A 23,781-nucleotide genomic window follows, 5' to 3' on the forward strand; every position below is an offset into this window, starting at 1 on the left:
GATGGAAAAGATGCCCAAATGGGCCGATGTGGTCCTGATCCCTCTGATCAGCCTGATCCTTGCCGCGATCCTTTCGGCCCTTGTCATCCTCGGCATCGGCGAAGACCCTGTTGCGGCGGTCAAGCTGATGGTTTCCGGCGCGCTCGGGTCAACCTATGGCTGGGGCTATACGCTCTACTATGCCACCAACTTCATCTTCACCGGCCTTGCGGTTGCCGTGGCCTTTCACGCGAGGATGTTCAACATCGGCGGCGAGGGGCAAGCGATGCTGGGCGGTCTGGGCGTGGCCCTTGTGTGTCTTTATGTACCTTGGCCGCACTGGTCCGTCGCATTGCTCGCCGCCTGCGCCGCTTCGATGATCTTTGGCGCCGCATGGGCCGCGATCCCGGCCTATCTGCAGGCAAAGCGGGGCAGCCACATCGTGATCACAACGATCATGTTCAACTTCATCGCCGCGGCCTTCCTGAATTACATGCTGGTCAATGTGATGCGACCCGAAGGGTCGATGGACCCGGCGACAAAACGGTTCCCCGAGGCGGTCCACTTACCGACCCTGCATGAACTGCTGGCCCCGATCGGCATCAACTTTTCCAAGGCCGCGCCTGCGAATATCTCCCTGATCGTCGCAGTTATCGCCTGCGTCGTGGTCTGGGCGCTGATCTGGCGTACCCGGCTGGGTTATGAAATCCGGGCCTATGGCCACTCGGAGACTGGCGCGCTCTATGCCGGAATTTCACCGGTACGGATCACAATCGTTTCAATGCTGATTTCAGGTGCCCTGGCCGGACTTATGGCGACCAACAACGTGATGGGTGAGGCCGAGCGTCTGGTGCTCAATTCAACAGAAGGCGCGGGTTTCATCGGTATCGCCGTGGCGCTGATGGGCCGCTCGCACCCCTTTGGTGTGTTCCTGGCTGCGATCCTGTTCGGGTTTCTCTATCAGGGCGGCGCGGAGTTGGCGCTATGGACATCGATCCCCCGCGAATTGATCGTCGTCATTCAGGCGTTGGTAATCCTGTTTACAGGCGCGCTGGACAACATGGTTCGCGCACCGCTTGAAAAACTGTTCCTCGGATTGCGGAAAGGATCGGCCTGATGGATTTCTTGACGATCATCCAGATACTCGATTCGACGGTTCGACTGTCCACTCCGCTGCTGCTGGCCTGCCTGGCAGGCCTCTATTCAGAACGCGCCGGCATCTTTGACATCGGTCTTGAAGGCAAGATGCTGATGTCTGCTTTTTTCTCGGCCGCCGTGGCTGCGGTTTCTGGCTCGGTCTGGCTGGGATTGCTGGCGGGTATTGCATCTTCCATGGTACTGGCCGGACTGCACGGTTTGGCCTCGATCACGTTCCGGGGCAATCAGCTGATTTCTGGTGTGGCGATCAATTTTCTGGCCGCAGGCATGACTGTTCTGGTGGCGCAGGACTGGTTCCAACAGGGCGGGCGCACGCCCTCTCTGTTCGGCGGTGGACGGTTTGAACCCATCAACTGGCCCTTTGCCGAAGCCATCGCCAATGTGCCGGTTGTCGGACCGATCTATGCCGAGCTCCTCTCAGGCCATTCCATTCTGGTCTATGTCGCTTTCCTGGCCGTACCTGCGACCTGGTGGATTCTCTTCCGGACACGCTTCGGCCTGCGACTGCGCGCGGTGGGCGAAAACCCGGCGGCGGTTGATACCGCCGGCGTATCGGTCGTCGGCCTGCGCTACGCCGCGGTGGCAATCTGTGGTGTGCTCTGCGGTATTGCCGGGGCCTATCTGGCGACTGCGCTGCAGGCCGGGTTCGTCAAGGATATGACCGCCGGGCGGGGCTTTATCGCACTCGCCGCGCTGATCTTTGCCAAGTGGCGGCCCTGGCATGCAATGTGGGCCTGCCTGCTGTTCGGCCTGTTACAGGCCATCGCCTTGCGCTTTCAGAATATCGACCTTGGCGGGATCGTGATCCCGGTGCAGGTCATGGACGCCCTGCCCTACATCCTGACTGTCGTGATTCTTGCAGGCTTCGTCGGCAAGGCCATTCCGCCGCGCGCAGGTGGCGAACCCTATGTAAAGGAACGCTGATAAGGCCAGTTCGGGATCGTAAATCAGTCCTGATCGCTGCGCGGCAGCATGGGCAGTTGATTTTGCCAACGGTTGCGGTTCTAAGAGGGTATGCAGATATACCTTCCTATCGCCGAAGTTTCCGTCAACGCGTTCCTCCTGCTGGGGCTGGGGGGAATGGTTGGCGTTTTGTCCGGCATGTTCGGTGTTGGCGGCGGCTTTTTGATGACGCCGCTGTTGTTCTTCATCGGCATCCCGCCTGCGGTTGCGGTCGCCACAGAGGCGAACCAGATCGTCGCCTCATCCTTCTCGGGTGTGCTGGCGCATTTCCGACGAAAAACCGTCGATCTCAAGATGGGTACGGTTCTTCTGATAGGGGGGTTGACCGGCGCTGCCTTGGGCGTGGTGGTGTTCAACTACCTCAAAAGCCTCGGTCAGGTCGATCTGCTCGTCAAGCTCTGTTACGTGGTGTTCCTTGGCATCATCGGCGGGCTGATGTTCATCGAAAGCCTGAACGCTATTCGGAAATCCCGCAAATCCGGCGGCACTCCGGCAAAGCGGCGTCAGCGCGGCTGGATCCACGCGATGCCGCTCAAGATGCGCTTTCGCACCTCGGGTCTCTATATCTCCGTGATACCACCTCTGATCGTCGGCCTGTTTGTCGGCGTGCTGTCGGCCATCATGGGCGTTGGTGGTGGCTTCATCATGGTTCCCGCCATGATCTATCTGCTGGGTATGCCGACCAAGGTCGTGGTTGGCACCTCGCTATTCCAGATCATATTCGTGACCGCCTTTACAACCATGTTGCACGCAACCACGAACTATACCGTGGATGTCGTTCTGGCCGTTCTGTTGTTGGTCGGCGGTGTCATCGGCGCCCAGTTCGGGACCGTAATCGGTGCGCGCATGAAAGCCGAGCAATTGCGAATTCTTCTGGCTTTGATGGTTCTTGCTGTCTGCGGCAAGCTGGCGCTTGATCTGTTGTTGCAGCCCACCGAATTGTACTCGCTCGGCGCAAGCGGGGGTCACTGACATGTTGCGCCTGTTCATTGCCTTGTTTTTATTAGCCATACCCGCCTCCGCAGCGCAGGAAACCGTTGTTCTGGGGCTTAGTCAGGATCGTGTGGCCATCACGGCTGACTTCAATGGCTCCGAAATTCTGATCTTTGGTGCCGTGAAGCGAGAGACACCAATTCCTGCCGGTGCGCCACTTCAGGTCATCGTGGCGGTCTCTGGCCCCTCCGAACCAGTGCTGGTACGACGGAAAGAGAAGAAGTTCGGCATCTGGGTCAACGTCGACAGCGTTCTGGTCGATTCCGCACCCAGTTTTTATGCAGTAGCGACCAGCGCACCAATCGACGAGGTGATCACAGATACCGAGGATCTGCGCTACCGCATCTCAATCGAACGCGCCATTCGCTCGGTCGGCGCGGCAATGCACATCCGTGGGGCACAGTCCTTTGCCGATGCCGTGGTCCGCATTCGCGAGCATGCGCATCTCTATTCGATACGCGAAAACACGGTGGCCGTGGACGAGCAGACCTTGTTCAGAACGTCCATCGACATGCCCGCCGACTTGACCGAAGGGGACTATGTGGCGCGCATTTTCCTGACTCGTGAGGGCGAGGTGATTTCGGAATTTGAAACCACCATTGACGTGCGCAAGGTAGGGCTGGAACGCATCCTGTATACCATGTCCCGCGAACAACCAATTTTCTATGGCCTGATGTCCCTGGCAATTGCCATTGCAGCCGGTTGGGGAGCCTCGACCGCGTTCCGGTTGCTACGCAATAACTAACCCCGACCGATATAAGGCATGGTCGTGGCCATGACGGTCATGAACTGAACATTCGCCTCGGGCGGCAGGCTGGCCATGTGCAGAACCGAACGCGCGGCATCCTCGACCGCCATCGTGGGATCTGGCTCTCGCCCGTCGGCCTGGGCGGCCTCCACCAACCCTTGTACAATTGGCGTGCGTGCATTGCCGATATCGATCTGACCGCAGGCGATACCGAACGGCCTTCCGTCCAGTGACAGGCTCCGGGTCAGCCCGGTAATGGCGTGTTTGGTGGCCGTGTAATGCACCGAATTCGGGCGGGGTACATGCGCGGCAATGGAGCCGTTGTTGATGATCCGCCCCCCTTGCGGAGACTGTTTGCGCATCGCGGCAAACGCTTCGCGGGCGCACAGAAACATGCCGTTCAGGTTCACATTGACCGAATTGTACCAGTCCTGAAGCGCAATTTGCTCAATTGTACCGCCCCTTGCAAAGATCCCGGCATTGTTGAACAGGACGTCCAGCCGCCCAACCCGGTCGACAAACCTGCGAAACGCGGCCACCACGGCGTGTGGGTCGGTCACATCCGCGACCAATGGCAAGGCGTTGGGCTGCCCCTCAGCCAATTCGTTCAGAACGTCGCCACGTCGCGCCAGCAGTCCGACATGCCAGCCTTCGGCCAGAAACAACTCTGCCGTTGCCCGGCCAATGCCCGAGCTGGCGCCGGTCACGATGATCGTTTTCATGTCTCTTCTGCCTCCAATGTCAGTTCCGGCGTAGCGATCAGACGCAGGTCATCCACCCGTAGCGGATGGGTCGGTTTTGACAGCCTGTTGCGCACCACCCAAATCAGCCGCTCTTGCGCGCGGGTGATCGCCACATAGGCCAGCCGCTTCCACAAGGGCTGGCCCGCTTCGGTGCGCCCCATGCGTGCCGCGGCATAAATGTCGGGGGCAAAGACCTGAACCGTTTCCCATTGCGAGCCTTGTGCCTTGTGAATCGTCACCGCCGCGCCATGCAGAAACGTCGCCCCCATACGGGCGGCATAGGGGATGAACGGTTCCTCTTCGTCCGGTTTTTCGATCTTGACGATCGAAGCGGCGCTGACCTGCGGGTCTTCGGCCCCGATCACGTGCAATCGTGAAAAACCTGCCTTGCGCCCCGGCCCCAGATAGATCACCTGAGCCCCCTTGATCAGCCCGCGCGCCTCAAGATCGAGGCGCTTCTTGCGGTGTTTCAAGGGCAGCTCGATCCCGTCGCAGATCAGTGGTTCACCTTCCAAAAGTTCGGTCTCGGGTGCACCGTGAACATGGCGAAAGGCATTGATCAGCCGAATGCGCGTTGCATTGCGCCAGACCAGAACCGGGCTGCGCGCCATAAGATCGACCTCGACCCGCTGGCCCCACACCACGCGATCGTCCCGGCGCGCGGTGTCTTCGATCAGGCGCTCGAACTCTTCGAACCCCATCTGCGGGTCTGCAAGGGCGTGTGCGAGATCAAGGATGGGGTTGTCCGCGTCCTGACGGTGAATGCGGCTGAGCGTCAGTTTGCGCGGCTCTGGCAGCCCGTCGAACACCATTGAGCCAGACTGGTTGACCGGGGCCAGCTGGGCCGGATCACCGAACAACAGAAGTGTTGGGAAAATTTCCTTCAAATCCTCGAATTGTCGGTCATCCAGCATCGAGGCTTCGTCCACGAAACCGATATCCAGGGGCTCTTCGCGACGTTTCCAACCGGTGATGAAATCGGACCCGCGCAAACCGGCGGCTGCCAGCGCACCGGGGATGGACTTGTTCCTGGAATAAAACGCGGCGGCGCGATCCAGGGCCTCATCGGTCAACCCCTCGATCTCGGGGCGCTCGTCATTGCCTTCGAGCCACTCGGCAATGCGTTCGTATTCAGGGTCGTAGACGGGAGTATAGAGAATGCGATGGATGGTCGTGGCCGGGACCCCGCGCAGGCGCAAGACACTGGCGGCCTTGTTCGTCGGCGCGAGAATTGCCAGCGACCGTTTGTCACGCGATTTGCGACTTTCATAGTCACCCGAGACAACGTTGATACCAGCGTCGGCCAAGGCCTTGTAAAGCTGGGCCAGCAATAGTGTTTTACCCGATCCGGCCTTGCCGATCACGGCCATGACGCCAGACTTTCCGTCACCCGGAGATTTCAGCAGGGAGTCGTCATCCAGATCGACTCCGGCCAGTCGCAGCATCTCGGCGATGCTGTCATAGGCGGTGGCCTGATCGTCGGAAAATTTCACTTGTGGCAAGGACATGGCGCGACCCTACAGGGCCGCGCCAGCCATCACCAGACACCAATTGTGCGACAGGTCCAGGCGCTTTGGGCGAACCGGGGCTGCTGCGCCTTGCCGAAGGCCGTGTTGAACCACATCCGCGACAATTCGCGTGAGATGCCCGCACGTTCGGCAACACGCATGCAATCCTCTGCCGAATAGGGCCACAACCCGACAGAGATCTGATCACGCCCGGTTCCTTCGGACCCCAGAATGACCGGGGATGACCCGATCAGGCGATAGATCCGCACCATCCGGGCGTCAAAAACCCCGGCGATGTGGGTCAGGCCGAAACCTTCCATGATCTCGCCACCGCTGAGCATGATCGCACCGGCGGTTCGCGGGCTGGCATCGCGGGACAGGCAGAACCGGGTGACTTCCCAGATCAACGGGCTACAAATCGGCGCGCCACCGGTCAGATGCCCAAAGATATCGTTGACCATGACGGGACCGGTGGTTGGCAGAACACGCATTGACCCGCCGTGACTGCCATCTTCTTCTTCCCAGATGACATAAAGGGGGTTCAGGTCGTCGTAGTTGTCCCGCTCCTCCCCCTTTTCATTGACGTGAACATCCCAGCCCAGCCGGGTTTTGAACTGGTCCGCCCGATCGCGAAACATGCCTTCGGCCAATTTCGGAAACTTGTGCAGTTCATCTGCGTAGACATAGCGCAACATAACGATTCCCCTCGTCGTTCACTTGAGAACAAAGGGGGTACAAAGCTATGGTTAAAATCCTGTCATCAGGGCGCGCGGGCGTTAAACCACTATTAATCCCCTGCTCATCGCGGTGGCGATGGCATGAGTGGTGTTCAGTGCCCCCAGCTTGAATCGGGCGCTTTCGATGTAGACACGCAATGTGTGCTCTGAAATCGACAGGGAATGCGCAACCTGAGCACGGTTGTAGCCCAGGGCCAGCAAGGTCATTGCGTCCACTTCCCGTGGTGACAATGCCCGGTTTGGTTCCGGATGCTGACCACTTTCGAATTCCAGCGCTTTTCGGTTGAAGTAATGCGCGATCAGGATCAGGTCTCGCCCATGCGCTTCAGTGAACCTGCTCCAGGTTTCGTCGTCACAGTTGTGGTTGGCCGTGAACAGCGCGAACTGGCCATTTGGACCCCGGATCGGGATGGAATAGCCCTGGTTTCCGACCCCGTGCTGCAAAGCGTCCTTCAGAAACGCTTTCTGCACCCTGCCCGACCAGTCCAGCTTCTTCCAATCAACAGGGTGGAAACGTTGGAAGCATCCCAAAATCACCGGGTCAATCCGATGATAGTTCCGCTCAAGATAGCGGTCCGCCCAGATGTCGGGATAGGTGGTGCACCCATATTGGTCCCCGGCGCCGTCTACCCAATGATAGATTATGTGATCAATACCCAGTCTGTCCCGGAGTGCGTCGGCAACCCGTTCGAGGTCTTCAAGCGTGCTGCTGTTGTCCAACTCCTCTAGGACCTGGTTCAAATCGACCTTCTTTCGCATGCGCGGGCGCCCGTACCTCTTTTTTACCAGACGCAATCTCGGCGGCCGCGATCAGCCTGGTGTCGTCAAGCTGTTCGGCCAGCACATTCAACCCGTTCGCAGCGGCGAAAGTTCTGAGGTCGGAAAGAACGTCCAGTATCCACTCATTATGCTGCATCAGACTCTCTCCGGAATGGTTAACGAAGGGTTAACACAACCATAGCATGAGCAGCTTTCCGAAAGATATTCACCGGTTTCCATTCCCCAAAAATAGCGAGGTATCTGAGGGCAAAGCTCTGGAACCATTCACCCGGGAATGGAAAAGAAAGCACCCGCGAGTCACTTGCGTGATTCGCGGGTGCTTTTCCTTGTGGCATTTCCGGATCAGCCGCGCGCGTCCAGAACTTCTTCGAGTGTGCGCAGCCCGGTGCGGGGCGATTGCACCAGAACCGACATATTGCCGGGCTTGTGCTCGTTGCGCATCATCTTCATGTGCGCCTCGGGCAGATCGGCCCAGGCGAACACCTCGGACATGCAGGGATCAAGCCGGCGTTCAAGCATCAGCTTGTTGGCTGCCGCCGCCTGTTTGAGGTGAGCAAAGTGCGACCCCTGCAGGCGTTTCTGGTGCATCCAGATATAGCGCACATCAAAGGTCAGGTTGAAACCCGTGGTGCCTGCGCAGATAACGACCATGCCACCTTTTTTGCAGACAAAGGACGACACCGGGAATGTCGCTTCGCCCGGATGCTCGAACACCATGTCGACATTCACGCCCTTGCCGGTGATGTCCCAGATCGCCTTGCCGAACTTGCGGGCTTCTTTGAACCACTCTGCATATTCGGGCGTGTTGACTGTCGGCAGCTGGCCCCAGCAGTTGAAATCGCGCCGGTTGATCACGCCCTTGGCGCCAAGGCCCATGACGAACTCACGCTTGCTCTCGTCAGAGATCACGCCGATCGCGTTGGCCCCCGCGGTGTTGATCAGCTGGATCGCATAGGACCCCAGACCGCCGGACGCACCCCAGACCAGAACGTTCTGACCCGGCTTCAGGTCGTGCGGCTCGTGACCGAACAGCATACGATAGGCGGTCGCCAGCGTCAGTGTATAGCACGCCGCTTCTTCCCAGGTCAGGTGCTTGGGGCGCGGCATCAACTGTTGCGCCTGAACGCGGGTGAACTGGCTGAACGAACCGTCCGGTGTCTCATACCCCCAGATCCGCTGGCTGGGTGAATACATCGGATCGCCGCCGTTACATTCCTCGTCGTCGCCATCGTCCTGGTTGCAGTGGATCACCACCTCGTCCCCGACCTTCCAGCGCTTGACCTTGTCGCCGACGGCCCAGACGATTCCGGCGGCATCGGAACCGGCGATATGATAAGGTTGCTTGTGGCCGTCAAAGGGGCTGATCGGCTTGCCCAGAGCGGCCCAGACGCCATTGTAGTTGACCCCTGCCGCCATCACGAGGACCAGTACGTCGTGGCTGTCCAGTTGGGGAACGTCCACGATTTCCTGATGCATCGCCGTATTCGGTTCGCCATGACGCTCTTTGCGAATAGCCCAAGCGTACATCTGCTTGGGCACATAGCCCATCGGAGGGATTTCGCCCATTTCGTAGAGGTCTTTTTCAGGCGCCTCGTACGACGCAATGCCGCTGTCGGTATCCAAAGCCATGATGGCCTCCTTCTTTCTATTCTGTTGCCGCAATGCAGAATCGCGGTTCTCAATGGATGAGATATTGGCCGCCGGGTAACAATGCAATAGATTTTCGGTATGTTTTTGAAATTTTATGACCCTGCGACTGCAGAAAGTTATTTTGCATGCGCGGCATTGCCTGCATTACCCTTTGCAAAGAGATGTGCAATCGACTGTCCGTAGTAGAGAGTCAGGTCGCGCCGTTCGACCGACGCCGAGATGATATCTCCGTTGCGCAGCAAAATGCGCCGATCTACCAACTGACCGATGGCAAACGCGACCGATCCGTTGATCTGGTCTGGCACCATACCTTGTTCCTCCATCATCCGTGTAACTTCGGACGTCAGTTCGGCTTCGTTCATGTCGCCGTTTTTTAGGATCAGCCAGCATGCCAATGGCCCCGGAACCACAGGAACGGCCGACCCGATCCGCTTCATCAGGTCGCGCGCCAGTTCCGTCGTCAGATCCTTAGGATGTTCCGCTCGAAACGCGGAAAGCGACAAGGGCAGGCCATAGCGTACCGAGGCCAACCCGAACCTCCGGTACCGCCCTGTCACACGACGCCAGACCTGTTTGAGCATCCATCCCGTGATAACGCCGATCCTTGCCCGGAACCGCCGTTCCTTGCGCGATGCGGCAGCGGTCAGAATGGTGTCTTCCAGCACCCGATCATAGTTCAGGGCGACGGGGACAAAGACGACATCCTTACCCCCCGCGTCGACCCCTTCGATAATGTATTTCAAAAGCCCCAACTTGGGGCGTCCCAGCCCGCCGGTCAGGCTCAGTCCTCCTTCGGGAAACATGGCTTGCGTCACCCCCGCCTCGGTGGCGTGGCGGACATAGGCCGCCAGAACCTGGCGGTACAGGTCGCTGCCCGATTTTCGCCGGATGAAATACGCGCCCATGGCACGGATCAAACCGCTGAGCGGCCAGACCCTGGCCCATTCGCCAACCGCATAAGACAGCGCCGAGTGTTCGGCGGCCAGATAGGTTATCAGCACATAGTCCATGTTGCTGCGGTGATTCATGACGAAAACGACTGTCGCATCCGGATCGATCCCGGCCACTGCCTGTTCGTCCTCGTACGTCATGCGCACATTGTAAAAGGCATTGCCAAGCATACGCGACGCCCGAATCGCAAAGCTGAAATAGGCGAAGGCGGAAAAAGAAGGTACGATCTCGCGGGCGTATCGGCGCGCCTGCTCGGATGCCACCGCTTCAGGAATTCCGGTTTCTTTAGCCTCTTGCTGTACGGCCCGCGCCACTTGCGGGTCATAGATCAGCCGCTGAATCATGTCATGCCGCCCCGCCAGCTTGAATGGCTGGATCGGGCGCTGCAGTTTTTTGTTCAGTCGTTCGACCGCTCGTTCCAACCTGCGCCGGAAAAACCAGCGCACGGAAGGAAACAGGAAATGAGATGCGAAAGTGACCGCCGCGAACAGCAGGATCAGGATAAAAAGCCAAAGCGGAAGTTCCACGGTTCGCGTCATGCCCGCACAGTGCCACCAATCAAACAGGGCCACAATCTTTAGAAACACCCGATGCCGCATTGCAGCGAATTGACATATCCCGAAAATTACGATTTAGAACGCTTTGACGAAATATTATTGCCCATTCAATGCGAGGCTCACCCATGACGCAGATGCAGAAAGACCGCCCCTGGCTCATCCGGACCTACGCCGGTCACTCCACCGCCAAGGCCTCGAACGCGCTTTACCGCAACAACCTGTCCAAGGGGCAGACAGGCCTTTCCGTGGCGTTCGATCTGCCGACGCAGACCGGGTATGACAGCGACCATACTCTGGCGCGCGGCGAAGTGGGCAAGGTGGGCGTGCCGATCTGCCATCTGGGGGACATGCGGGTGCTGTTCGACCAGATCCCTCTGGAACAGATGAACACGTCGATGACCATCAATGCCACCGCGCCGTGGTTGCTGGCGCTGTATATCGCGGCGGCCGAGGAACAGGGCGCCGACGTTTCCAAACTGCAGGGCACGGTTCAGAACGACCTGATCAAGGAGTACCTGTCGCGCGGCACCTATGTGTGCCCGCCGAAACCCTCGCTCAAGATGATCGCGGACGTGGCCGAGTACTGTTATACCAATGTGCCGAAATGGAACCCGATGAACGTGTGTTCCTATCACCTGCAAGAGGCCGGGGCCACGCCGGAACAGGAGCTGGCCTATGCGCTGGCAACGGCGATTGCGGTACTGGATGAGCTTAAGCCTCGCGTCCCTGCCGAGGATTTCCCGGCGCTCTGCGGCCGCATTTCATTCTTTGTGAATGCTGGCATCCGGTTTGTAACCGAGATGTGCAAAATGCGCGCCTTTGTCGATCTGTGGGACGAGATTTTGGAAAGCCGCTATGGCGTCAACGACCCGAAATTCCGCCGTTTCCGCTATGGCGTGCAGGTGAACTCGCTGGGACTGACCGAGCAGCAGCCCGAAAACAACGTCTATCGTATCCTGATCGAGATGCTGGCGGTGACCTTGTCGAAAAGGGCGCGCGCCCGCGCGGTGCAGCTGCCGGCCTGGAACGAAGCGTTGGGCCTGCCCCGGCCCTGGGACCAGCAATGGTCGATGCGGATGCAACAGATCCTGGCCTATGAGACCGACTTGCTGGAATATGGCGATTTGTTCGATGGGAATCCGGCCGTTGACGCCAAGGTCGAAGAATTGAAATCCGGTGCACGGGCGGAGTTGGGCAACCTCGACTCGATGGGCGGGGCGGTCGCATCGATCGAGTATATGAAATCACGCCTTGTGGAATCAAACGCCGACCGCCTGAACCGGATCGAGCGCAATGAAACCGTTGTTGTCGGCGTCAACAAGTGGACCGAGGGCGAACCCTCGCCGCTGCAGACCGAGGATGGCGGGATCATGGTCGTCGACCCCGCGGTCGAGCAGGAGCAGATCGCCCGCCTGAACGCATGGCGGTCCGAGCGCGACGATACCGCCGTGACCGCCGCGCTTGCCGCGTTGCGCGATGCCGCCAAAACCGGCGCGAATGTCATGGAACCCTCGATTGCCGCCGCCAAGGCAGGCGTGACCACGGGCGAATGGGCCGAAGAGATGCGCAAGGCCTATGGCACCTATCGCGGCCCGACTGGCGTATCCGGCTCGGTCTCGAATAAGACCGAAGGATTGGACGATCTGCGAGCTGCCGTCGATGCGGTAAGCGATAAACTGGGCCGCCGCCTGAAGTTTCTTGTCGGCAAGCCGGGACTTGACGGCCATTCCAACGGCGCCGAGCAGATCGCATTCCGCGCGCGCGATTGCGGCATGGATATCACCTATGACGGCATCCGGCTGACACCCGAGGAAATCGTGATTTCTGCGGCTGAGGAAGGCGCGCATGTGATCGGCCTGTCGATCCTGTCCGGCAGCCACATTCCACTGGTCGAAGACGTGATGCAGCGTTTGCGCGCAGGAGGCCTGGGCCATATCCCCGTCGTTGTTGGCGGGATCATTCCTGACGATGATGCCAAAAAACTCGAAACCATGGGGGTGGCAAAAGTTTATACCCCAAAGAATTTCGAGTTGAACGCCATCATGGGTGATCTGATCATTTTGGTTGAAACGAAAGAGATTGCAGCGGAATAAAAAACTTCCCCACATTTTTTTCTAGCAGACAATAATAATTGCCCATATTAACGTAGTGCGCGCGAAAACGGCGCATCACGTTTGATCGGCAATTGTAGAAATGGAAAAATAATGGCTATCGACCTTGGCAAAATGTCCCGCAAGGAATTGTTGGAATTGCGCGGAAACATCGAAACCGCTTTGCAGGAGGCCGAGCAGCGGGAACGCCGTGAAGCCTTGGAAGCTGTCAAAAAAGCCGCCGCAGAGCACGGGTTTTCGCTCGCCGAGCTTACCGATGATGTGCGCCGCGTCGGCAAGGGCCCAAAAGCCAAAGCAAAATATCGCAATCCGGCAAACCCGGATCAAACGTGGAGCGGGCGTGGACGCAAGCCACAATGGGTGCATGATGCCCTCAAGGCAGGTGCGGATGTTTCCGATCTGGAAATTTGACCTGAACGGCGCTTTGAAATGACGATTCATATCGGTGCGGAAAAGGGCGATATTGCCGAAACGGTTCTTTTGCCCGGCGATCCTTATCGGGCGAAATGGGCCGCGGAAACGTTTTTGACCGACATCCGTCAGATCAACAATGTTCGCGGAATGCTTGGCTTCACCGGCACCTGGAAAGGAAATCGTGTCACATTTCAGGGTAGCGGCATGGGAATGCCGTCGTTGTCCATTTACGTAAATGAACTGATCCGCGACTATGGGGCAAAAACATTGATCCGTATCGGATCTTGTGGCGCCATGCAGGACAGCGTGAATCTTCGTGATATCATTCTGGCGATGACGTCGACGACACTGAGCACTCCGTCGCGAGGGATACTCCGTGAGCTCAACTTTGCCCCTTGCGCGGATTGGGGACTGTTGCAATCCGCTGCCAAGGCCGCCGAAACGAAGGGCACGCCAACGCACGTCGGCGGGATCTATTCGTCGGACGTCTTCTATGATGAACGCCCCGACCTGAACGAACAGATGGTTCGTCATGGCATCCTTGGGGTCGAGATGGAGGCCGCAGAACTTTACATTCTGGCAGCGCGCCACAAGTGCCGCGCACTGGCTGTTCTGACGGTGTCGGATCATCTGTTGACCGGTGCGGCCCTGCCTTCGGAAGATCGCGAAAAAAGCTTTGGCGACATGGTCGAGATCGCCCTGCATGCCGCGTTTCCCGATGCCGCCTGACCAGTGGATATCAACGCCAGAATTTATGGTTCAGCATACCTGAAACACGACGCCGCCCAGAACGGGCGGCGTTTTCCTTAAGAACCGCAATGGCTTACATTTTCAGACTATGCCTGTACGTAAAAGTCATAGTTGTAGACAGTTGAAAACCCGATCTCTTCATAGACCGGTTTGCCCATATCCGTCGCCTGCAGAATAGAAGACGTGGCGCCGCGTTTCTTGCCTTCGGCCATGGCATGCAGCGTCATCGCCGTCCCGATACCCTTGTTACGGAATTCCGGCAGGGTTCCGACGACAAAGACGCCCGCCAGACCATCCGCCATTCCCAGGGCGCTGGTGGCAACTGGCTTGCCATCAAGGATCCCAAGGTACCGCCATTGTTCGGTCAACGCCGAATCCGGAATCTGGCCTTCGCTTTCTGCCATCGCTTTGCAAGACGCCGGGTCAAGCTCGAACGCTTCGGCGGCCACCGCCGCCCAGTCGTGGCGCGCGGACTGCCCCTCGATCAGTTCGATCCTGAGGCCCTCGACTTTCGCACCCGGGTCGAATTCGGTCAGGTCGCAATGCATGGCGGGCTGCTGGCCCACAAGTTGCAGGCCCAGTTGTTCCAGCTTTGCCTTGACCGCCCCTGTCGCAGCAGATGGGCAAATACGCCACAAGACAGGCGTGCCCTTGGCCGCAATGCTATGTTGCGCCGCCGCAAAAACCTCGTCCAGCGCGTCCACATTCTGCCCGGTCACAAACACGTTGTTGAAAAGGAACAAAGGGATGTTCGAGTACATGAACACCGCATCCGAAAACTCGCGATACTCCCCCCCTGAAACACGGGCATACTCGCGCCAGTATGACGCACAGTTGGTGTCCATTCTTGTCGTGAACTCAAGATCCAGCGGCATATTCAAACCTTCCATCGTGAATAGTCTGGCGCCAGTGCAAACAATCCGCAACTGTCGCTGTTTTACAAATTTCGGCCAAGCGCCAAACAAAAAAGCCCCAAATGAAAATATCAGCAGGCCAATTGGATGTGGTGACGCCCTAAAGAAGCAACCTAGAGTTGTCATTTTCATATGGCAACTCTTATGTTTGGACATGTGCAGGTCTTGCACGAACTCCTGCAAAGGCTAAAATATGGCCATGTCCCCGTTCGCCCATATTCTGGCCCTTCCGGTGCGCGCCTATCGGTTGATTTTCAGCCCGTGGGTCGGGTTCAATTGCCGCTATCAACCGACCTGTTCGGCCTATGCTCTTGAGGCGCTGGAAAAACATGGCGCAGTCAAGGGAGCTTGGCTGGCCGCCAAGCGGATCGGGCGCTGTCATCCATTGGGAGGGACAGGATACGACCCGGTTCCGAACCATTCCGGAGACGAAACCAAGTAACGGCGACGCGCCGTAATTCTTGACCCTTCTGCATTCGGGCAGAACATTGGCATGGCGTTCCAGCCTCGCGAGGTCGCCATGTTTTCCAACGCCCGCTCTGATTTGCCCACACACGAGGTTCACAACCAACCGCCTGTTCGTGGCGATTGCAATCTGTGGGAAACCGATCCCGTCCTGCGCGAAAACATCACACATACGGGAGGGCAGGTTGAACCCTTGGCCAGATATGGCGGAACGATGGGTAGCGCAGAGATACGCGAGGCCGGACGAGAGGCCAATCGCTCATTGCCGGAATTGTGCTTGTTTGACCGGGGTGGGCGGCGACTGGACGAGGTCCGGTTTCACCCCGCCTATCATCAGCTTATGAACACCAGCCTGTCCGCGGGCTATGCCGGTATCGCTTGGGGCCAACAGCCCGGCGGGCATGTGACCCATGCCGCCATGGTCTATCTCGCCAGTCAGGTCGAACCCGGACATTGCTGCCCGATGACGATGACCTATGCCGCCATTCCGGCCCTCGCGGCGAACCCTGACGTTGAAGCCGAGTGGAAACCGAAACTGATGGCGCGTGGTTACGATCCGTCGACCCGACCCATCGCCGCGAAGCAATCCGCAACCCTTGGCATGGCCATGACCGAAAAACAGGGCGGTTCGGATGTGCGCGCCAATTCCACCGTTGCACGCCGCGATGGCGAGCACTGGCGGCTTCGAGGGCACAAGTGGTTCTGCTCGGCGCCGATGTCCGACGGGTTTTTGACACTGGCCCAGGCACCGGGCGGGTTGACCTGTTTTCTGCTGCCGCGCTGGCTGGACGGCGAGCGCAACGCGCTCCACCTCATGCGGTTGAAGGATAAACTGGGCAACAAGTCCAACGCGTCGGCCGAGGTCGAATTTCACGACGCGCTGGGATTTCAGCTTGGGGACGAGGGCGCCGGGGTGCGCACGATCATCGAAATGGTGCATCACACGCGTCTGGATACAGCGATGGCCCCTGCCGGGTTGATGCGCGCAGCGTTGACCGAGGCGCACCATTGGGTCACGCATCGCAGCGCGTTTCAGCGGCGGCTGATCGACCAACCCCTGATGCGGGCGGTCCTGTCCGATCTTGTCCTGGACTGGGAGGGCGCGGTGACCCTTGGTCTGCGGGTAGCAGAGGCATTCGACGGCACCTCGGTCGAGGAACGCGCCTTTGCCAGGATCAGTGTGGCCCTGGCCAAGTTTCACACCAACAAACGCTGCCCCGTCGTCATTGCCGAGGCGATGGAGGTGTTGGGTGGCATGGGCTATGTCGAAGACACGCCTATGCCGCTGCTCTATCGCGAAGCGCCATTGAACGGTATCTGGGAGGGATCCGGCAATGTGATCTGTCTCGATATCCTTCGCAGTCTTGCGCGCGATCCCCTGGCCAATGAAATCCTGCGGGCCGAGTTGCGGGCGGGCATCGGTGCGGACAGGCGGTATGATGCGGCGTTGAGTGCCCATGAAGAACGCTGGAATGGTCTTCCTCCCGAGGCCGAAGCCCGGTGGTTTGCCGAGCGAACGGCACTGTTGCTGACGGCATCCCTTCTGTTGCGCCGCGCGCCCGAGGCAGTTGCCGACGCATTCATCGCCACGCGTTTGGAGGGCCTAGGCGGTCGCTTACCGGGTGCCATCGGAACGGTAGAAAGCGGTCACATACTGACCCGATTGGGCGGGTGACGCGATGAGCGTCCTGTTCGCAACAAGAGATCGCATGCAAGCCGGAATGTTTGGCTCAGTAAACCACATTCAGCATCAACAGGGAAACGACCAGGAACAGAACTGTCATGACCCCGCCTGAACGCACGAAATCCATCACTTTATAACCTGCGGGCCCCATGATCAGCGCGTTTACCTGATGCGTCGGGATGATGAAACTGTTTGAGGTCGAGATTGCCACTGTAAGCGCAAAAACGGTCGGGTTCCCACCAGCCGCCACCGCAATGGAAACGGCGAGGGGCACGAGCAGAACGGTGGCCCCGACATTTGACATGACGAGCGAAAAGGCAGTGGCCAAAACGGCGACACCGGCCTGTAGTGCCCAAATCGGCCAGCCGTTCAAAATGATCATGATTTGTTGAGCAATCCACGCAGCGGTTCCAGTATTCTGCACGGCTTGCCCCAGTGGTATGAGGCATGCGAGCAGAAAAACGGTGTTCCATCCGACTGCGCGGTATGCCTCGTCCACGCTGAGTACGCGCGTAAGCATCATTCCGGCGGCTCCGGTCAGCAGACAAAGCGACAACCGAACGTCGGTGAACAAAATCAAAGACAGGGAAATCGCGAAAAAGACCAAGGCCCAGCCGACCTTTTGCGGGCGCAGTTCATCCTGCGGAAAATCTGTTGTTACAACAACAAAGTCAGGATCCCGTTTGATCCGCATCAGGTTGTCCCACCTGGTATGTGCAACAAGCATGTCGCCTGCGCGAAATTCCTCAAGCCCGATCTGTGTGGACTCATGCGTTTCGGTTTCTACGTGGCTGAGAGTTTCCTCCCCTCGGTGAATTGCAAGCAGCGACATCCCGTATGTTTTACGAAACAAAAGTTCGCGCGGGCATTTTCCGATCAGCTTGCTGTCAGGTGTCACAACGACTTCGGCTATTCCGGCATTGGTGGGTGCAAACTCCTCGACGAAAATGTCCAGTTCCGGAAGTACGGTCAGACTGAACTTCCGGGCGAATTCCTCAACCGTCCACCGGTTCCCGATGATCGCAAGCCTGCAGGGCGCTGCAATCTCGGCGGTCAGGACCTGAACCATCGAAGTTTTGCCGCGATAGAATGTGGAGATTATGTAAAGATGGTTTTCGTGGTTGATATCCGCCAATACCTGCCCGACCAACGGGCTTTCCGCGGGCACGACCACCTCGAAGACATCCGCTTTGAGTCCATAGACCCGCTGCAAATACTCCTGCGTGCCCTGCCCCGTTCCGGTACTGTCGGAACCGGCGTCTCCTGGTAATACCCATCGTCCGAGCAGCAGAAAGTAGCCGATCCCGGTCAGGATCAGGACAGCACCGATAGGCGTCACCGAGAAAAGCCCGAACGGTTCGATTTTTTGGCCTTCGGGTAACCCCTCATTTGCGGTCAGTACCAGGTCGTTAAGCAAAATCAGAGGTGATGACCCAACCATCGTCATTGTGCCCCCCAAAATGGCGCAAAATCCCATGGGCATCAGCAGGCGCGACAACGGAATTCCGGATCTTGAGGATATTCGGCTGACGACTGGCAGAAACAAGGCGGCTGCGCCCACATTCTGCATGAAGGATGAAATGACACCAACGGTGCCGGAAACGATCGGCAGCACCCGGTTTTCGGCTGTGCCGCCGTATTTCAAGATGACGGCGGCAACCTTGTTCATGATGCCGGTTTTGTCCAGCCCTGCGCCAACGATCATGACGGCGATGATAGAAATCACTGCGTTGGACGCAAATCCATCGAAAAGATGCGTGGCATCCGAGAGGTTCTCAAGGCCTGGCGCATAGCTGAGAAGCCCGACAATGACCAGGACCAGTATTGCGGAAAGGTCAATTCTGACAATTTCGGATACGAACAAGAAAACGGTGAATGCCAGCAGAGCACAAACCACTCCCATCTCGAACGTAAACGCAATTTGTTCCACAGATTTCACCGAGATTTTGTTCGGTTTTGTTTGACAAGAAAATTAGACTATTTCGCCCATCCTGTCATGATGTTTCAATTTTTGACAACCTATTGAAACAAAGTTTCCTTTAGACGCCGGCAACTCTAACCCAGCCCCGTTTCAACGGACACCCATCTCGCCAAATGGTGATCTTTCGACTGATAGTGCGTAGCCGACCCCGAAGATGCGCCGGTCAATCGGCCTGGCGCCGCATCACGTCGCCCCGGCGCCCGCAGTCACCACCTTGCCCAGCACGACCGGCGAGAAATGCGCCTTGCCTCCCGCGCCGAACACATGGCGCTGCAGCTTGGAAAACGCCTCCAGATAGTGGGTGTACGAGGTCAGATCGACTCCCGCCGGAACCGGCAGCATGTCGCCCAGAATGCCGGAATAGCCGCGCACGCTGATCTCCATCTGTGCTCGTGACAGCCCCAGTTGCGCTTCGGCGGCGATGTTGGGGACCGAGACCTGAACGTTGCTCTTGAATGTGGTCGCCTCGATCCGCAGCTGAACAGCCACGCCGATTTCGACCTTCTGGCCTTCGATTTCGCTGGTGGTGAACATCTTGGCCTCTTGCACCACGCCCACCGAACTGCCCTCGGCCCCGCCCTTGAACAGACCGGCAAACCAGCTCAGCTTGCCGCTGGCATCGCGTATATAGGCCACTGAACTGACAAAGTGCTGATCCAGCGTCACCGCCAGATCGGCGGCGCCGGTCATAGGCATCTCAAGACCTTCCTCGCCCCCGTGCCCAGGGTCCATCACGCGAAAACGGTGTTTCGCAAGCGCGTCATCGCTGTCCAGCAGGGGGACATAAGTCAAAGCGTCGGCCATGTCGTTCAATCCAAATCCGATGAGAAAGAATGACAACAGGTTAGCACACTACGCCACCTGTCCAAAATTCGCTTGGGTTCATGTGAACCGTCGTGAGACTTCGACGCGAAGAGCGTGATTTTCTGAATCCGATCAGAAAGCCGCGTCACGCATTACCGGCCCAAACGTCAAGTATGTCTGATCCTGCGTCGCCGATGCGGGCAGAGCGGACATTGGTTCTGATTTCTGATAAGGTTGTCTGGACACCACATCATTGAGGGCAGCCGATGCTCGAACGTCAAGAGGTCGTTGTGATCGGAGCCGGATGGCCGGGCTGAGCGTCGGCTGCGTACTCGGCGAGGCCAGGTTCGACTACGTCATTCTCCAACGCAACCGTATCTGCCAGAACTGGCGATCCCAGCACTGGGACTCGTTCCGGATAAACACACCGAACGTGCTGACCGTCCTGCCGGGCGACCGATACGACGGGGACGACCCGAAAGGCTACATGACCCGGGACGAATTCGTCGAGATGGTTGAGGACCATGTCCGCTGCAACCAGCTTGCGGTGCAGGCTGTCTGCCTGGTTTCTGGTGCAGATGCCATAGAAAGCACATTCGCCACGGTGCGCCATCGAACCGGCAAAACGAAGGGCTACCTCAGCCGAAAGACCGGACTGGCCATGGCCTTCAAACTGATGATGTCGCCGCAGGGCAAATGGTGGGAGCTCGACGGATCAAACCGCATGCCAGAGATCATTCAGGACATTGCATTCGTCGACGGCATCAAACAAATTCAACCAGCCGCCTGATCACGCCGTCACCAACTTTCGGGCATAGCTCATCAAGTGAGATCAATGCTATGTTGCTTAAGTGATTGAAATATGTGTGCGGGGTAGAAAACAGAGCCACCATTGCTTCAGGATCGGAGGCTTGTATCAATCTGAGCTCCGGATTCGTCGATTGGGCCGTGCTTTGTCCGCCTATCAACAGATCTGCGATAAACGATAGTACGAATGGCGCGCGACCATTCGTACAGCCAGGATATGCGTTGCGAGTCAGTTTTACCCCAGTAACATCAGCGCTTCAGTTCAATGTCTGGGGATGCGAGATCGCCGCGCCTTCCGCTTCGTGGGTGTAGAACTCGACCGTCCCGTCCTTGAGGCCGGAATGCACCAAGGGCCAGTTCGTTTCGGCTTGCGCGATACGGGTAGTTTGCTCTGCGATGAACAGATCGCGGGTTTCTTGATCCCAGTTGAGATATAGTTTGTCGTTGATCACGGCCCATCCGTTTACGAAATCAACCTCTGCACCGTAACCCTCAGAAACGGCATAGGAACACCAGCCGTTGTTCTGCGGTTCAAAGCTGGCAGGGTTTGTCGAAAATTTCGTAGCGTTTTCAGACGAGCTGAAGCGCCACGACTTACCCTTGTAGTCAACGCTGTATTCTGCACTCCCGATTTTTGGGGAGTTTTCGGTGAAGTATGCGACAACGTCGAAGCCGTCCATCGCCACGCCGTTTTCCAAGGCATTGACCGCCTCCCCTGCAGATGCAGAATGTGCCCCCATCAGCACAAGAGCAGTCGCAAAGAGCGCGTTTCGCCCTGTCGCCATCGCCAGATTCATCCTATCTACAATGTTCATTTGGAGTCCTTTCACGGGTGATCCGAAATGGGGTTGACCGATTAGTCCCATCGGATCTGTAACTGATGAAGCTGACGCTACCTGTTGATTTCCAATTCGTGAAATACCCATTGGCTTCCAAATCAATAGCGGACATCTATAAACTTGAATTTTTTTGGCACTCATCATTTAATTTTATAGACGTGAGCTATAGTCAGTGTGCCAAAAATGGAAATGTATCAGATTCGGTATTTTCTGACGCTTTGTGAGACGCTGAATTTCACGAAAGCGGCTACACAATGCAACGTCGCACAACCCTCTTTGTCTCGCGCCATAAAGATGCTTGAGGACGAGCTTGGTGGACCGCTGTTCCACCGTGCCCGAAATAGAACGAACTGCACCAGGCTCGGCAATCTCATGCGTCCACAACTACAAAAGATTCTGGATGCAAGTGAGCTGGCGTTGTCGCTTGCGCAAAAGGTTTCTTCGCTGGAGGTGGCCCGTTTGGACCTCGGCATCATGTGCACGATCGGGCCATCACGAATGATCGGTTTCATCAGCAGATTGAGGATGGAGATACCGGACCTTGACTTGCGCTTGCATGTCGCTCCTGGGTCCGAGTTGATTGAAAGGATGAAATCAGGTGATCTAGACCTTGCCATTTTGGGTATGCCGAAAATTCCCGAAATCTTCCACGCGCATACGCTGTACAGCGAGCGCTACGTAGTCGCCTTTCCAAAGGGTCACAGATTTGAGCAGATGGATACGGTGCCTTTGAGTGCACTGAACCACGAGGATTACCTGGACCGAACGAACTGCGAGTACTCCGAATACTTGAAAAGCCTGGATGCAGAAAAAGAGCCGAAACTGAACATTCTGTATCAAAGCGACAGGGAAACGTGGATACAGGCATCGCTTCTTGCTGGAATGGGCTGTGCGGTGATGCCCGAATATCTGCCCATGTTGCCAGGCATAGCGACACGCAACCTTGTTGAGCCGGACATTCGACGCGACATACAGTTGATCACGGTTGCAGGTCGGCGGCACCCGCCAGCTGTTGAAGCCTTCGTCAGGCTGACTCAGAGATATGATTGGAATGCGGGCAATTGCGTCTGAATGAGGCAATGGGTCGGATAAGCAACGTCACATCTTCCAAAGATGGCGGTCAGGACTTTCTCTCTTGGCCGAAACTGGTCTTGAGCCACATCACTGCTTCCTCACCAAACCCTAACCTCTTCGCTGCTAACGCAAGTCTTCTTGGCTCCTGAGGAAAGCCTGTGATGGGGGTCCCGCGCCAGCCCATCTCCAACATTGTCCTTCCCCCCTAAAACTGGGCCATTATGGACGTGTCGCGGTTTGATGCCGCTCCTTTGATAGCATTTATTGCAACAAAGGAGACTGACTATGGGACTGAAACGGACGGACGAATTCCACGCTGATGCGGTGCGGATCGCGCTGACGAGCGGGCTGACGCGCAAGCAGGTTGCATCCGATTTAGGTGTTGGCCTGCCCGGCAGTCGCCGCTTGCGGCGATGAGAGGGGGGCGATCCGGGCACTGAAGATGGCTATCGCCTACGACAGCCACCAACAGGCTGCATCCACCATACGGATCGCGGCAGCCAATACTGTTCGCACGACTATCAAAAACTCCTGCGCCAGCACGGATTCCAGGGTAAGCGTCCGATGAACCCGACCTAACGCTTGCCGCTAGCGGGGGCTAAGTGTCCACCATCGATAGTGGACACTAAGGGGCACTCTATGAGCGGGCGGAAGAAGCGGTTTTGGGCGGATGAGGAGAAGCGCGAGATTTGTGCGCAGGCGGTTACGCCGGGGATGTCGGTTGCGCAGGTGGCGCGGCGGTATGCGGTCAATGCGAACCTTATTTTCAAATGGCTGAAGGATCCGCGGTTTGCGCCAGAGGCTGATGCGTCCGCTCAAGAAGTGATGTTTTTGCCGATTGAGATTGAGGCTGATGTTGCCCGCGAACCTCGGCCCATCGACGTGCCAATGCCGTCTCCATCTGCCTCTCTGTCGGCCAACCGAAAGCCTGGCGCGCGGTCTGATCCCGATGCCAGGATTGGGGGGACTCGTCAAACGTTGACTCAGCGTTGACAAGAAGTGGGGATGTGGAGGCGGGCGGATTGCGCCTGACTTCAAGTATTTGATATTGTTTGTTATATTTGGTTGCGGGAGCAGGATTTGAACCTGCGACCTTCAGGTTATGAGCCTGACGAGCTACCTGGCTGCTCCATCCCGCGCCGGTTTGTTGGCCTTTTGGTTTTTGCCTTGA

The 23,781-nt window shown here is 57.6% G+C and carries 22 protein-coding genes, 1 tRNA gene and 3 pseudogenes; 14 read left to right on the forward strand and 12 right to left on the reverse strand.

The window, feature by feature from the left end; all coding sequences use genetic code 11:
• The first annotated feature begins 1 nt into the window (after position 1).
• The 4 genes from AC2FMY_RS09655 (at position 2) to AC2FMY_RS09670 (ending at position 3,838) form a co-directional block, all read left to right on the forward strand.
• Positions 2–1,096 (forward strand): ABC transporter permease, encoded by a 1,095-nt coding sequence (locus tag AC2FMY_RS09655; RefSeq protein ID WP_496747420.1) that lies wholly within the window; start codon positions 2–4, stop codon positions 1,094–1,096.
• Positions 1,096–2,061: an ABC transporter permease gene (locus AC2FMY_RS09660; RefSeq protein WP_496747422.1), complete on the forward strand. Its 966-nt coding sequence runs from the start codon at positions 1,096–1,098 to the stop codon at positions 2,059–2,061. The genes AC2FMY_RS09655 and AC2FMY_RS09660 overlap by 1 nt, the downstream gene beginning before the upstream one ends.
• A gap of 90 nt (positions 2,062–2,151) precedes the next feature.
• Complete coding sequence (locus tag AC2FMY_RS09665; protein ID WP_480751726.1) at positions 2,152–3,072, forward strand: sulfite exporter TauE/SafE family protein; 921 nt, start codon at positions 2,152–2,154, stop codon at positions 3,070–3,072.
• 1 nt (position 3,073) lies between these two features.
• The gene (locus tag AC2FMY_RS09670) at positions 3,074–3,838 is read left to right on the forward strand and encodes a TIGR02186 family protein (RefSeq protein WP_496747424.1); all 765 of its coding nucleotides are present in this window, start codon (positions 3,074–3,076) and stop codon (positions 3,836–3,838) included.
• On the opposite strand, the gene AC2FMY_RS09675 is transcribed toward AC2FMY_RS09670, so the two are convergent.
• The 7 genes from AC2FMY_RS09675 to AC2FMY_RS09705 form a co-directional block, all read right to left on the reverse strand.
• On the reverse strand, positions 3,835–4,563 hold the full coding sequence (locus AC2FMY_RS09675; RefSeq protein ID WP_496747426.1) for an SDR family oxidoreductase: 729 nt from the start codon (positions 4,561–4,563) through the stop codon (positions 3,835–3,837). The genes AC2FMY_RS09670 and AC2FMY_RS09675 overlap by 4 nt on opposite strands.
• Complete coding sequence (locus AC2FMY_RS09680; RefSeq protein ID WP_480751721.1) at positions 4,560–6,092, reverse strand: ATP-dependent DNA helicase; 1,533 nt, start codon at positions 6,090–6,092, stop codon at positions 4,560–4,562. Before AC2FMY_RS09680 ends, AC2FMY_RS09675 begins: the two co-directional genes overlap by 4 nt.
• 29 nt (positions 6,093–6,121) lie before the next feature.
• Positions 6,122–6,787: an acyl-homoserine-lactone synthase gene (locus AC2FMY_RS09685; protein ID WP_496747429.1), complete on the reverse strand. Its 666-nt coding sequence runs from the start codon at positions 6,785–6,787 to the stop codon at positions 6,122–6,124.
• A gap of 81 nt (positions 6,788–6,868) precedes the next feature.
• Complete coding sequence (locus AC2FMY_RS09690) at positions 6,869–7,588, reverse strand: helix-turn-helix transcriptional regulator (RefSeq protein ID WP_480751718.1); 720 nt, start codon at positions 7,586–7,588, stop codon at positions 6,869–6,871.
• Positions 7,527–7,745: a hypothetical protein gene (locus AC2FMY_RS09695; protein ID WP_496747433.1), complete on the reverse strand. Its 219-nt coding sequence runs from the start codon at positions 7,743–7,745 to the stop codon at positions 7,527–7,529. The genes AC2FMY_RS09690 and AC2FMY_RS09695 overlap by 62 nt, the downstream gene beginning before the upstream one ends.
• Positions 7,746–7,951: 206 nt before the next feature.
• A complete protein-coding gene (gene ccrA / locus AC2FMY_RS09700; protein WP_496807315.1) occupies positions 7,952–9,238 on the reverse strand; it encodes a crotonyl-CoA carboxylase/reductase in 1,287 nt (428 codons plus the stop codon).
• 137 nt (positions 9,239–9,375) lie between these two features.
• On the reverse strand, positions 9,376–10,749 hold the full coding sequence (locus AC2FMY_RS09705; RefSeq protein WP_480751823.1) for a 1-acyl-sn-glycerol-3-phosphate acyltransferase: 1,374 nt from the start codon (positions 10,747–10,749) through the stop codon (positions 9,376–9,378).
• A 143-nt stretch (positions 10,750–10,892) separates the two neighbouring features.
• On the opposite strand from AC2FMY_RS09705, the gene AC2FMY_RS09710 reads away from it, so the two are divergent.
• The 3 genes from AC2FMY_RS09710 (at position 10,893) to deoD (ending at position 14,021) form a co-directional block, all read left to right on the forward strand.
• Positions 10,893–12,860: a protein meaA gene (locus AC2FMY_RS09710; RefSeq protein ID WP_496807316.1), complete on the forward strand. Its 1,968-nt coding sequence runs from the start codon at positions 10,893–10,895 to the stop codon at positions 12,858–12,860.
• Positions 12,861–12,971: 111 nt separating this feature from the next.
• The gene (locus AC2FMY_RS09715) at positions 12,972–13,289 is read left to right on the forward strand and encodes an H-NS histone family protein (RefSeq protein ID WP_480751713.1); all 318 of its coding nucleotides are present in this window, start codon (positions 12,972–12,974) and stop codon (positions 13,287–13,289) included.
• An 18-nt stretch (positions 13,290–13,307) separates the two neighbouring features.
• Positions 13,308–14,021 (forward strand): purine-nucleoside phosphorylase, encoded by a 714-nt coding sequence (gene deoD / locus AC2FMY_RS09720; RefSeq protein WP_496747438.1) that lies wholly within the window; start codon positions 13,308–13,310, stop codon positions 14,019–14,021.
• Positions 14,022–14,128: 107 nt separating this feature from the next.
• Here the strand turns inward: deoD and AC2FMY_RS09725 are convergent, their stop codons facing one another.
• A complete protein-coding gene (locus tag AC2FMY_RS09725; RefSeq protein ID WP_496807317.1) occupies positions 14,129–14,887 on the reverse strand; it encodes a GNAT family N-acetyltransferase in 759 nt (252 codons plus the stop codon).
• Positions 14,888–15,155: 268 nt separating this feature from the next.
• Between AC2FMY_RS09725 and yidD the strand changes: the two genes are divergently transcribed.
• On the forward strand, positions 15,156–15,398 hold the full coding sequence (gene yidD, locus AC2FMY_RS09730; RefSeq protein ID WP_496747442.1) for a membrane protein insertion efficiency factor YidD: 243 nt from the start codon (positions 15,156–15,158) through the stop codon (positions 15,396–15,398).
• A gap of 51 nt (positions 15,399–15,449) precedes the next feature.
• A complete protein-coding gene (locus tag AC2FMY_RS09735) occupies positions 15,450–17,096 on the forward strand; it encodes an acyl-CoA dehydrogenase family protein (RefSeq protein WP_496807318.1) in 1,647 nt (548 codons plus the stop codon).
• 55 nt (positions 17,097–17,151) lie between these two features.
• On the opposite strand, the gene AC2FMY_RS09740 is transcribed toward AC2FMY_RS09735, so the two are convergent.
• Together AC2FMY_RS09740 and AC2FMY_RS09745 are read right to left on the reverse strand one after the other, a co-directional pair.
• The gene (locus tag AC2FMY_RS09740; protein ID WP_496748518.1) at positions 17,152–19,008 is read right to left on the reverse strand and encodes an SLC13 family permease; all 1,857 of its coding nucleotides are present in this window, start codon (positions 19,006–19,008) and stop codon (positions 17,152–17,154) included.
• A 261-nt stretch (positions 19,009–19,269) separates the two neighbouring features.
• Positions 19,270–19,926 (reverse strand): hypothetical protein, encoded by a 657-nt coding sequence (locus AC2FMY_RS09745; protein WP_496807319.1) that lies wholly within the window; start codon positions 19,924–19,926, stop codon positions 19,270–19,272.
• A gap of 538 nt (positions 19,927–20,464) precedes the next feature.
• Here AC2FMY_RS09745 and AC2FMY_RS09750 point away from each other — a divergent pair.
• Positions 20,465–20,680 (forward strand): annotated as a pseudogene (locus AC2FMY_RS09750) (IS256 family transposase); the annotation flags it as partial.
• A 274-nt stretch (positions 20,681–20,954) separates the two neighbouring features.
• Here AC2FMY_RS09750 and AC2FMY_RS09755 read toward each other — a convergent pair.
• Entirely contained in the window at positions 20,955–21,680 is a 726-nt protein-coding gene (locus AC2FMY_RS09755; protein ID WP_496807320.1) for a YHS domain-containing (seleno)protein, read from the reverse strand.
• A gap of 39 nt (positions 21,681–21,719) precedes the next feature.
• Here AC2FMY_RS09755 and AC2FMY_RS09760 point away from each other — a divergent pair, with 39 nt between their 5' ends.
• The 4 genes and pseudogenes from AC2FMY_RS09760 (at position 21,720) to AC2FMY_RS09775 (ending at position 23,603) form a co-directional block, all read left to right on the forward strand.
• Positions 21,720–22,607 carry a LysR family transcriptional regulator gene (locus tag AC2FMY_RS09760; RefSeq protein ID WP_496748516.1) on the forward strand — a complete coding sequence of 296 codons (888 nt, stop codon included), beginning with the start codon at positions 21,720–21,722 and terminating at the stop codon, positions 22,605–22,607.
• A 288-nt stretch (positions 22,608–22,895) separates the two neighbouring features.
• Positions 22,896–23,000, forward strand: a pseudogene (locus AC2FMY_RS09765) (transposase); the annotation flags it as partial.
• Between the two features lie 34 nt (positions 23,001–23,034).
• A pseudogene (locus AC2FMY_RS09770) lies at positions 23,035–23,162 on the forward strand (DDE-type integrase/transposase/recombinase); the annotation flags it as partial.
• Positions 23,163–23,249: 87 nt separating this feature from the next.
• Positions 23,250–23,603: a transposase gene (locus AC2FMY_RS09775; RefSeq protein WP_496748517.1), complete on the forward strand. Its 354-nt coding sequence runs from the start codon at positions 23,250–23,252 to the stop codon at positions 23,601–23,603.
• 69 nt (positions 23,604–23,672) lie between these two features.
• Here AC2FMY_RS09775 and AC2FMY_RS09780 read toward each other — a convergent pair.
• Positions 23,673–23,749, reverse strand: a tRNA-Met gene (locus AC2FMY_RS09780).
• Between the last annotated feature and the right edge of the window lie 32 nt (positions 23,750–23,781).

The organism is Ruegeria sp. YKSE079 (assembly GCF_059612845.1).

What these genes read in the sequence shown, in the direction of transcription:
- AC2FMY_RS09655 (WP_496747420.1), top strand. Translation starts at nt 2, where the DNA reads ATGGAAAAGATGCCCAAATGGGCCGATGTGGTCCTGATCCCTCTGATC.
- AC2FMY_RS09660 (WP_496747422.1), top strand. Translation starts at nt 1,096, where the DNA reads ATGGATTTCTTGACGATCATCCAGATACTCGATTCGACGGTTCGACTG.
- AC2FMY_RS09665 (WP_480751726.1), top strand. Translation starts at nt 2,152, where the DNA reads ATGCAGATATACCTTCCTATCGCCGAAGTTTCCGTCAACGCGTTCCTC.
- AC2FMY_RS09670 (WP_496747424.1), top strand. Translation starts at nt 3,074, where the DNA reads ATGTTGCGCCTGTTCATTGCCTTGTTTTTATTAGCCATACCCGCCTCC.
- AC2FMY_RS09675 (WP_496747426.1), bottom strand. Translation starts at nt 4,563, where the DNA reads ATGAAAACGATCATCGTGACCGGCGCCAGCTCGGGCATTGGCCGGGCA.
- AC2FMY_RS09680 (WP_480751721.1), bottom strand. Translation starts at nt 6,092, where the DNA reads ATGTCCTTGCCACAAGTGAAATTTTCCGACGATCAGGCCACCGCCTAT.
- AC2FMY_RS09685 (WP_496747429.1), bottom strand. Translation starts at nt 6,787, where the DNA reads ATGTTGCGCTATGTCTACGCAGATGAACTGCACAAGTTTCCGAAATTG.
- AC2FMY_RS09690 (WP_480751718.1), bottom strand. Translation starts at nt 7,588, where the DNA reads ATGCGAAAGAAGGTCGATTTGAACCAGGTCCTAGAGGAGTTGGACAAC.
- AC2FMY_RS09695 (WP_496747433.1), bottom strand. Translation starts at nt 7,745, where the DNA reads ATGCAGCATAATGAGTGGATACTGGACGTTCTTTCCGACCTCAGAACT.
- ccrA (WP_496807315.1), bottom strand. Translation starts at nt 9,238, where the DNA reads ATGGCTTTGGATACCGACAGCGGCATTGCGTCGTACGAGGCGCCTGAA.
- AC2FMY_RS09705 (WP_480751823.1), bottom strand. Translation starts at nt 10,749, where the DNA reads ATGACGCGAACCGTGGAACTTCCGCTTTGGCTTTTTATCCTGATCCTG.
- AC2FMY_RS09710 (WP_496807316.1), top strand. Translation starts at nt 10,893, where the DNA reads ATGACGCAGATGCAGAAAGACCGCCCCTGGCTCATCCGGACCTACGCC.
- AC2FMY_RS09715 (WP_480751713.1), top strand. Translation starts at nt 12,972, where the DNA reads ATGGCTATCGACCTTGGCAAAATGTCCCGCAAGGAATTGTTGGAATTG.
- deoD (WP_496747438.1), top strand. Translation starts at nt 13,308, where the DNA reads ATGACGATTCATATCGGTGCGGAAAAGGGCGATATTGCCGAAACGGTT.
- AC2FMY_RS09725 (WP_496807317.1), bottom strand. Translation starts at nt 14,887, where the DNA reads ATGGACACCAACTGTGCGTCATACTGGCGCGAGTATGCCCGTGTTTCA.
- yidD (WP_496747442.1), top strand. Translation starts at nt 15,156, where the DNA reads ATGTCCCCGTTCGCCCATATTCTGGCCCTTCCGGTGCGCGCCTATCGG.
- AC2FMY_RS09735 (WP_496807318.1), top strand. Translation starts at nt 15,450, where the DNA reads ATGGCGTTCCAGCCTCGCGAGGTCGCCATGTTTTCCAACGCCCGCTCT.
- AC2FMY_RS09740 (WP_496748518.1), bottom strand. Translation starts at nt 19,008, where the DNA reads ATGGGAGTGGTTTGTGCTCTGCTGGCATTCACCGTTTTCTTGTTCGTA.
- AC2FMY_RS09755 (WP_496807320.1), bottom strand. Translation starts at nt 21,680, where the DNA reads ATGATGAGTGCCAAAAAAATTCAAGTTTATAGATGTCCGCTATTGATT.
- AC2FMY_RS09760 (WP_496748516.1), top strand. Translation starts at nt 21,720, where the DNA reads ATGGAAATGTATCAGATTCGGTATTTTCTGACGCTTTGTGAGACGCTG.
- AC2FMY_RS09775 (WP_496748517.1), top strand. Translation starts at nt 23,250, where the DNA reads ATGAGCGGGCGGAAGAAGCGGTTTTGGGCGGATGAGGAGAAGCGCGAG.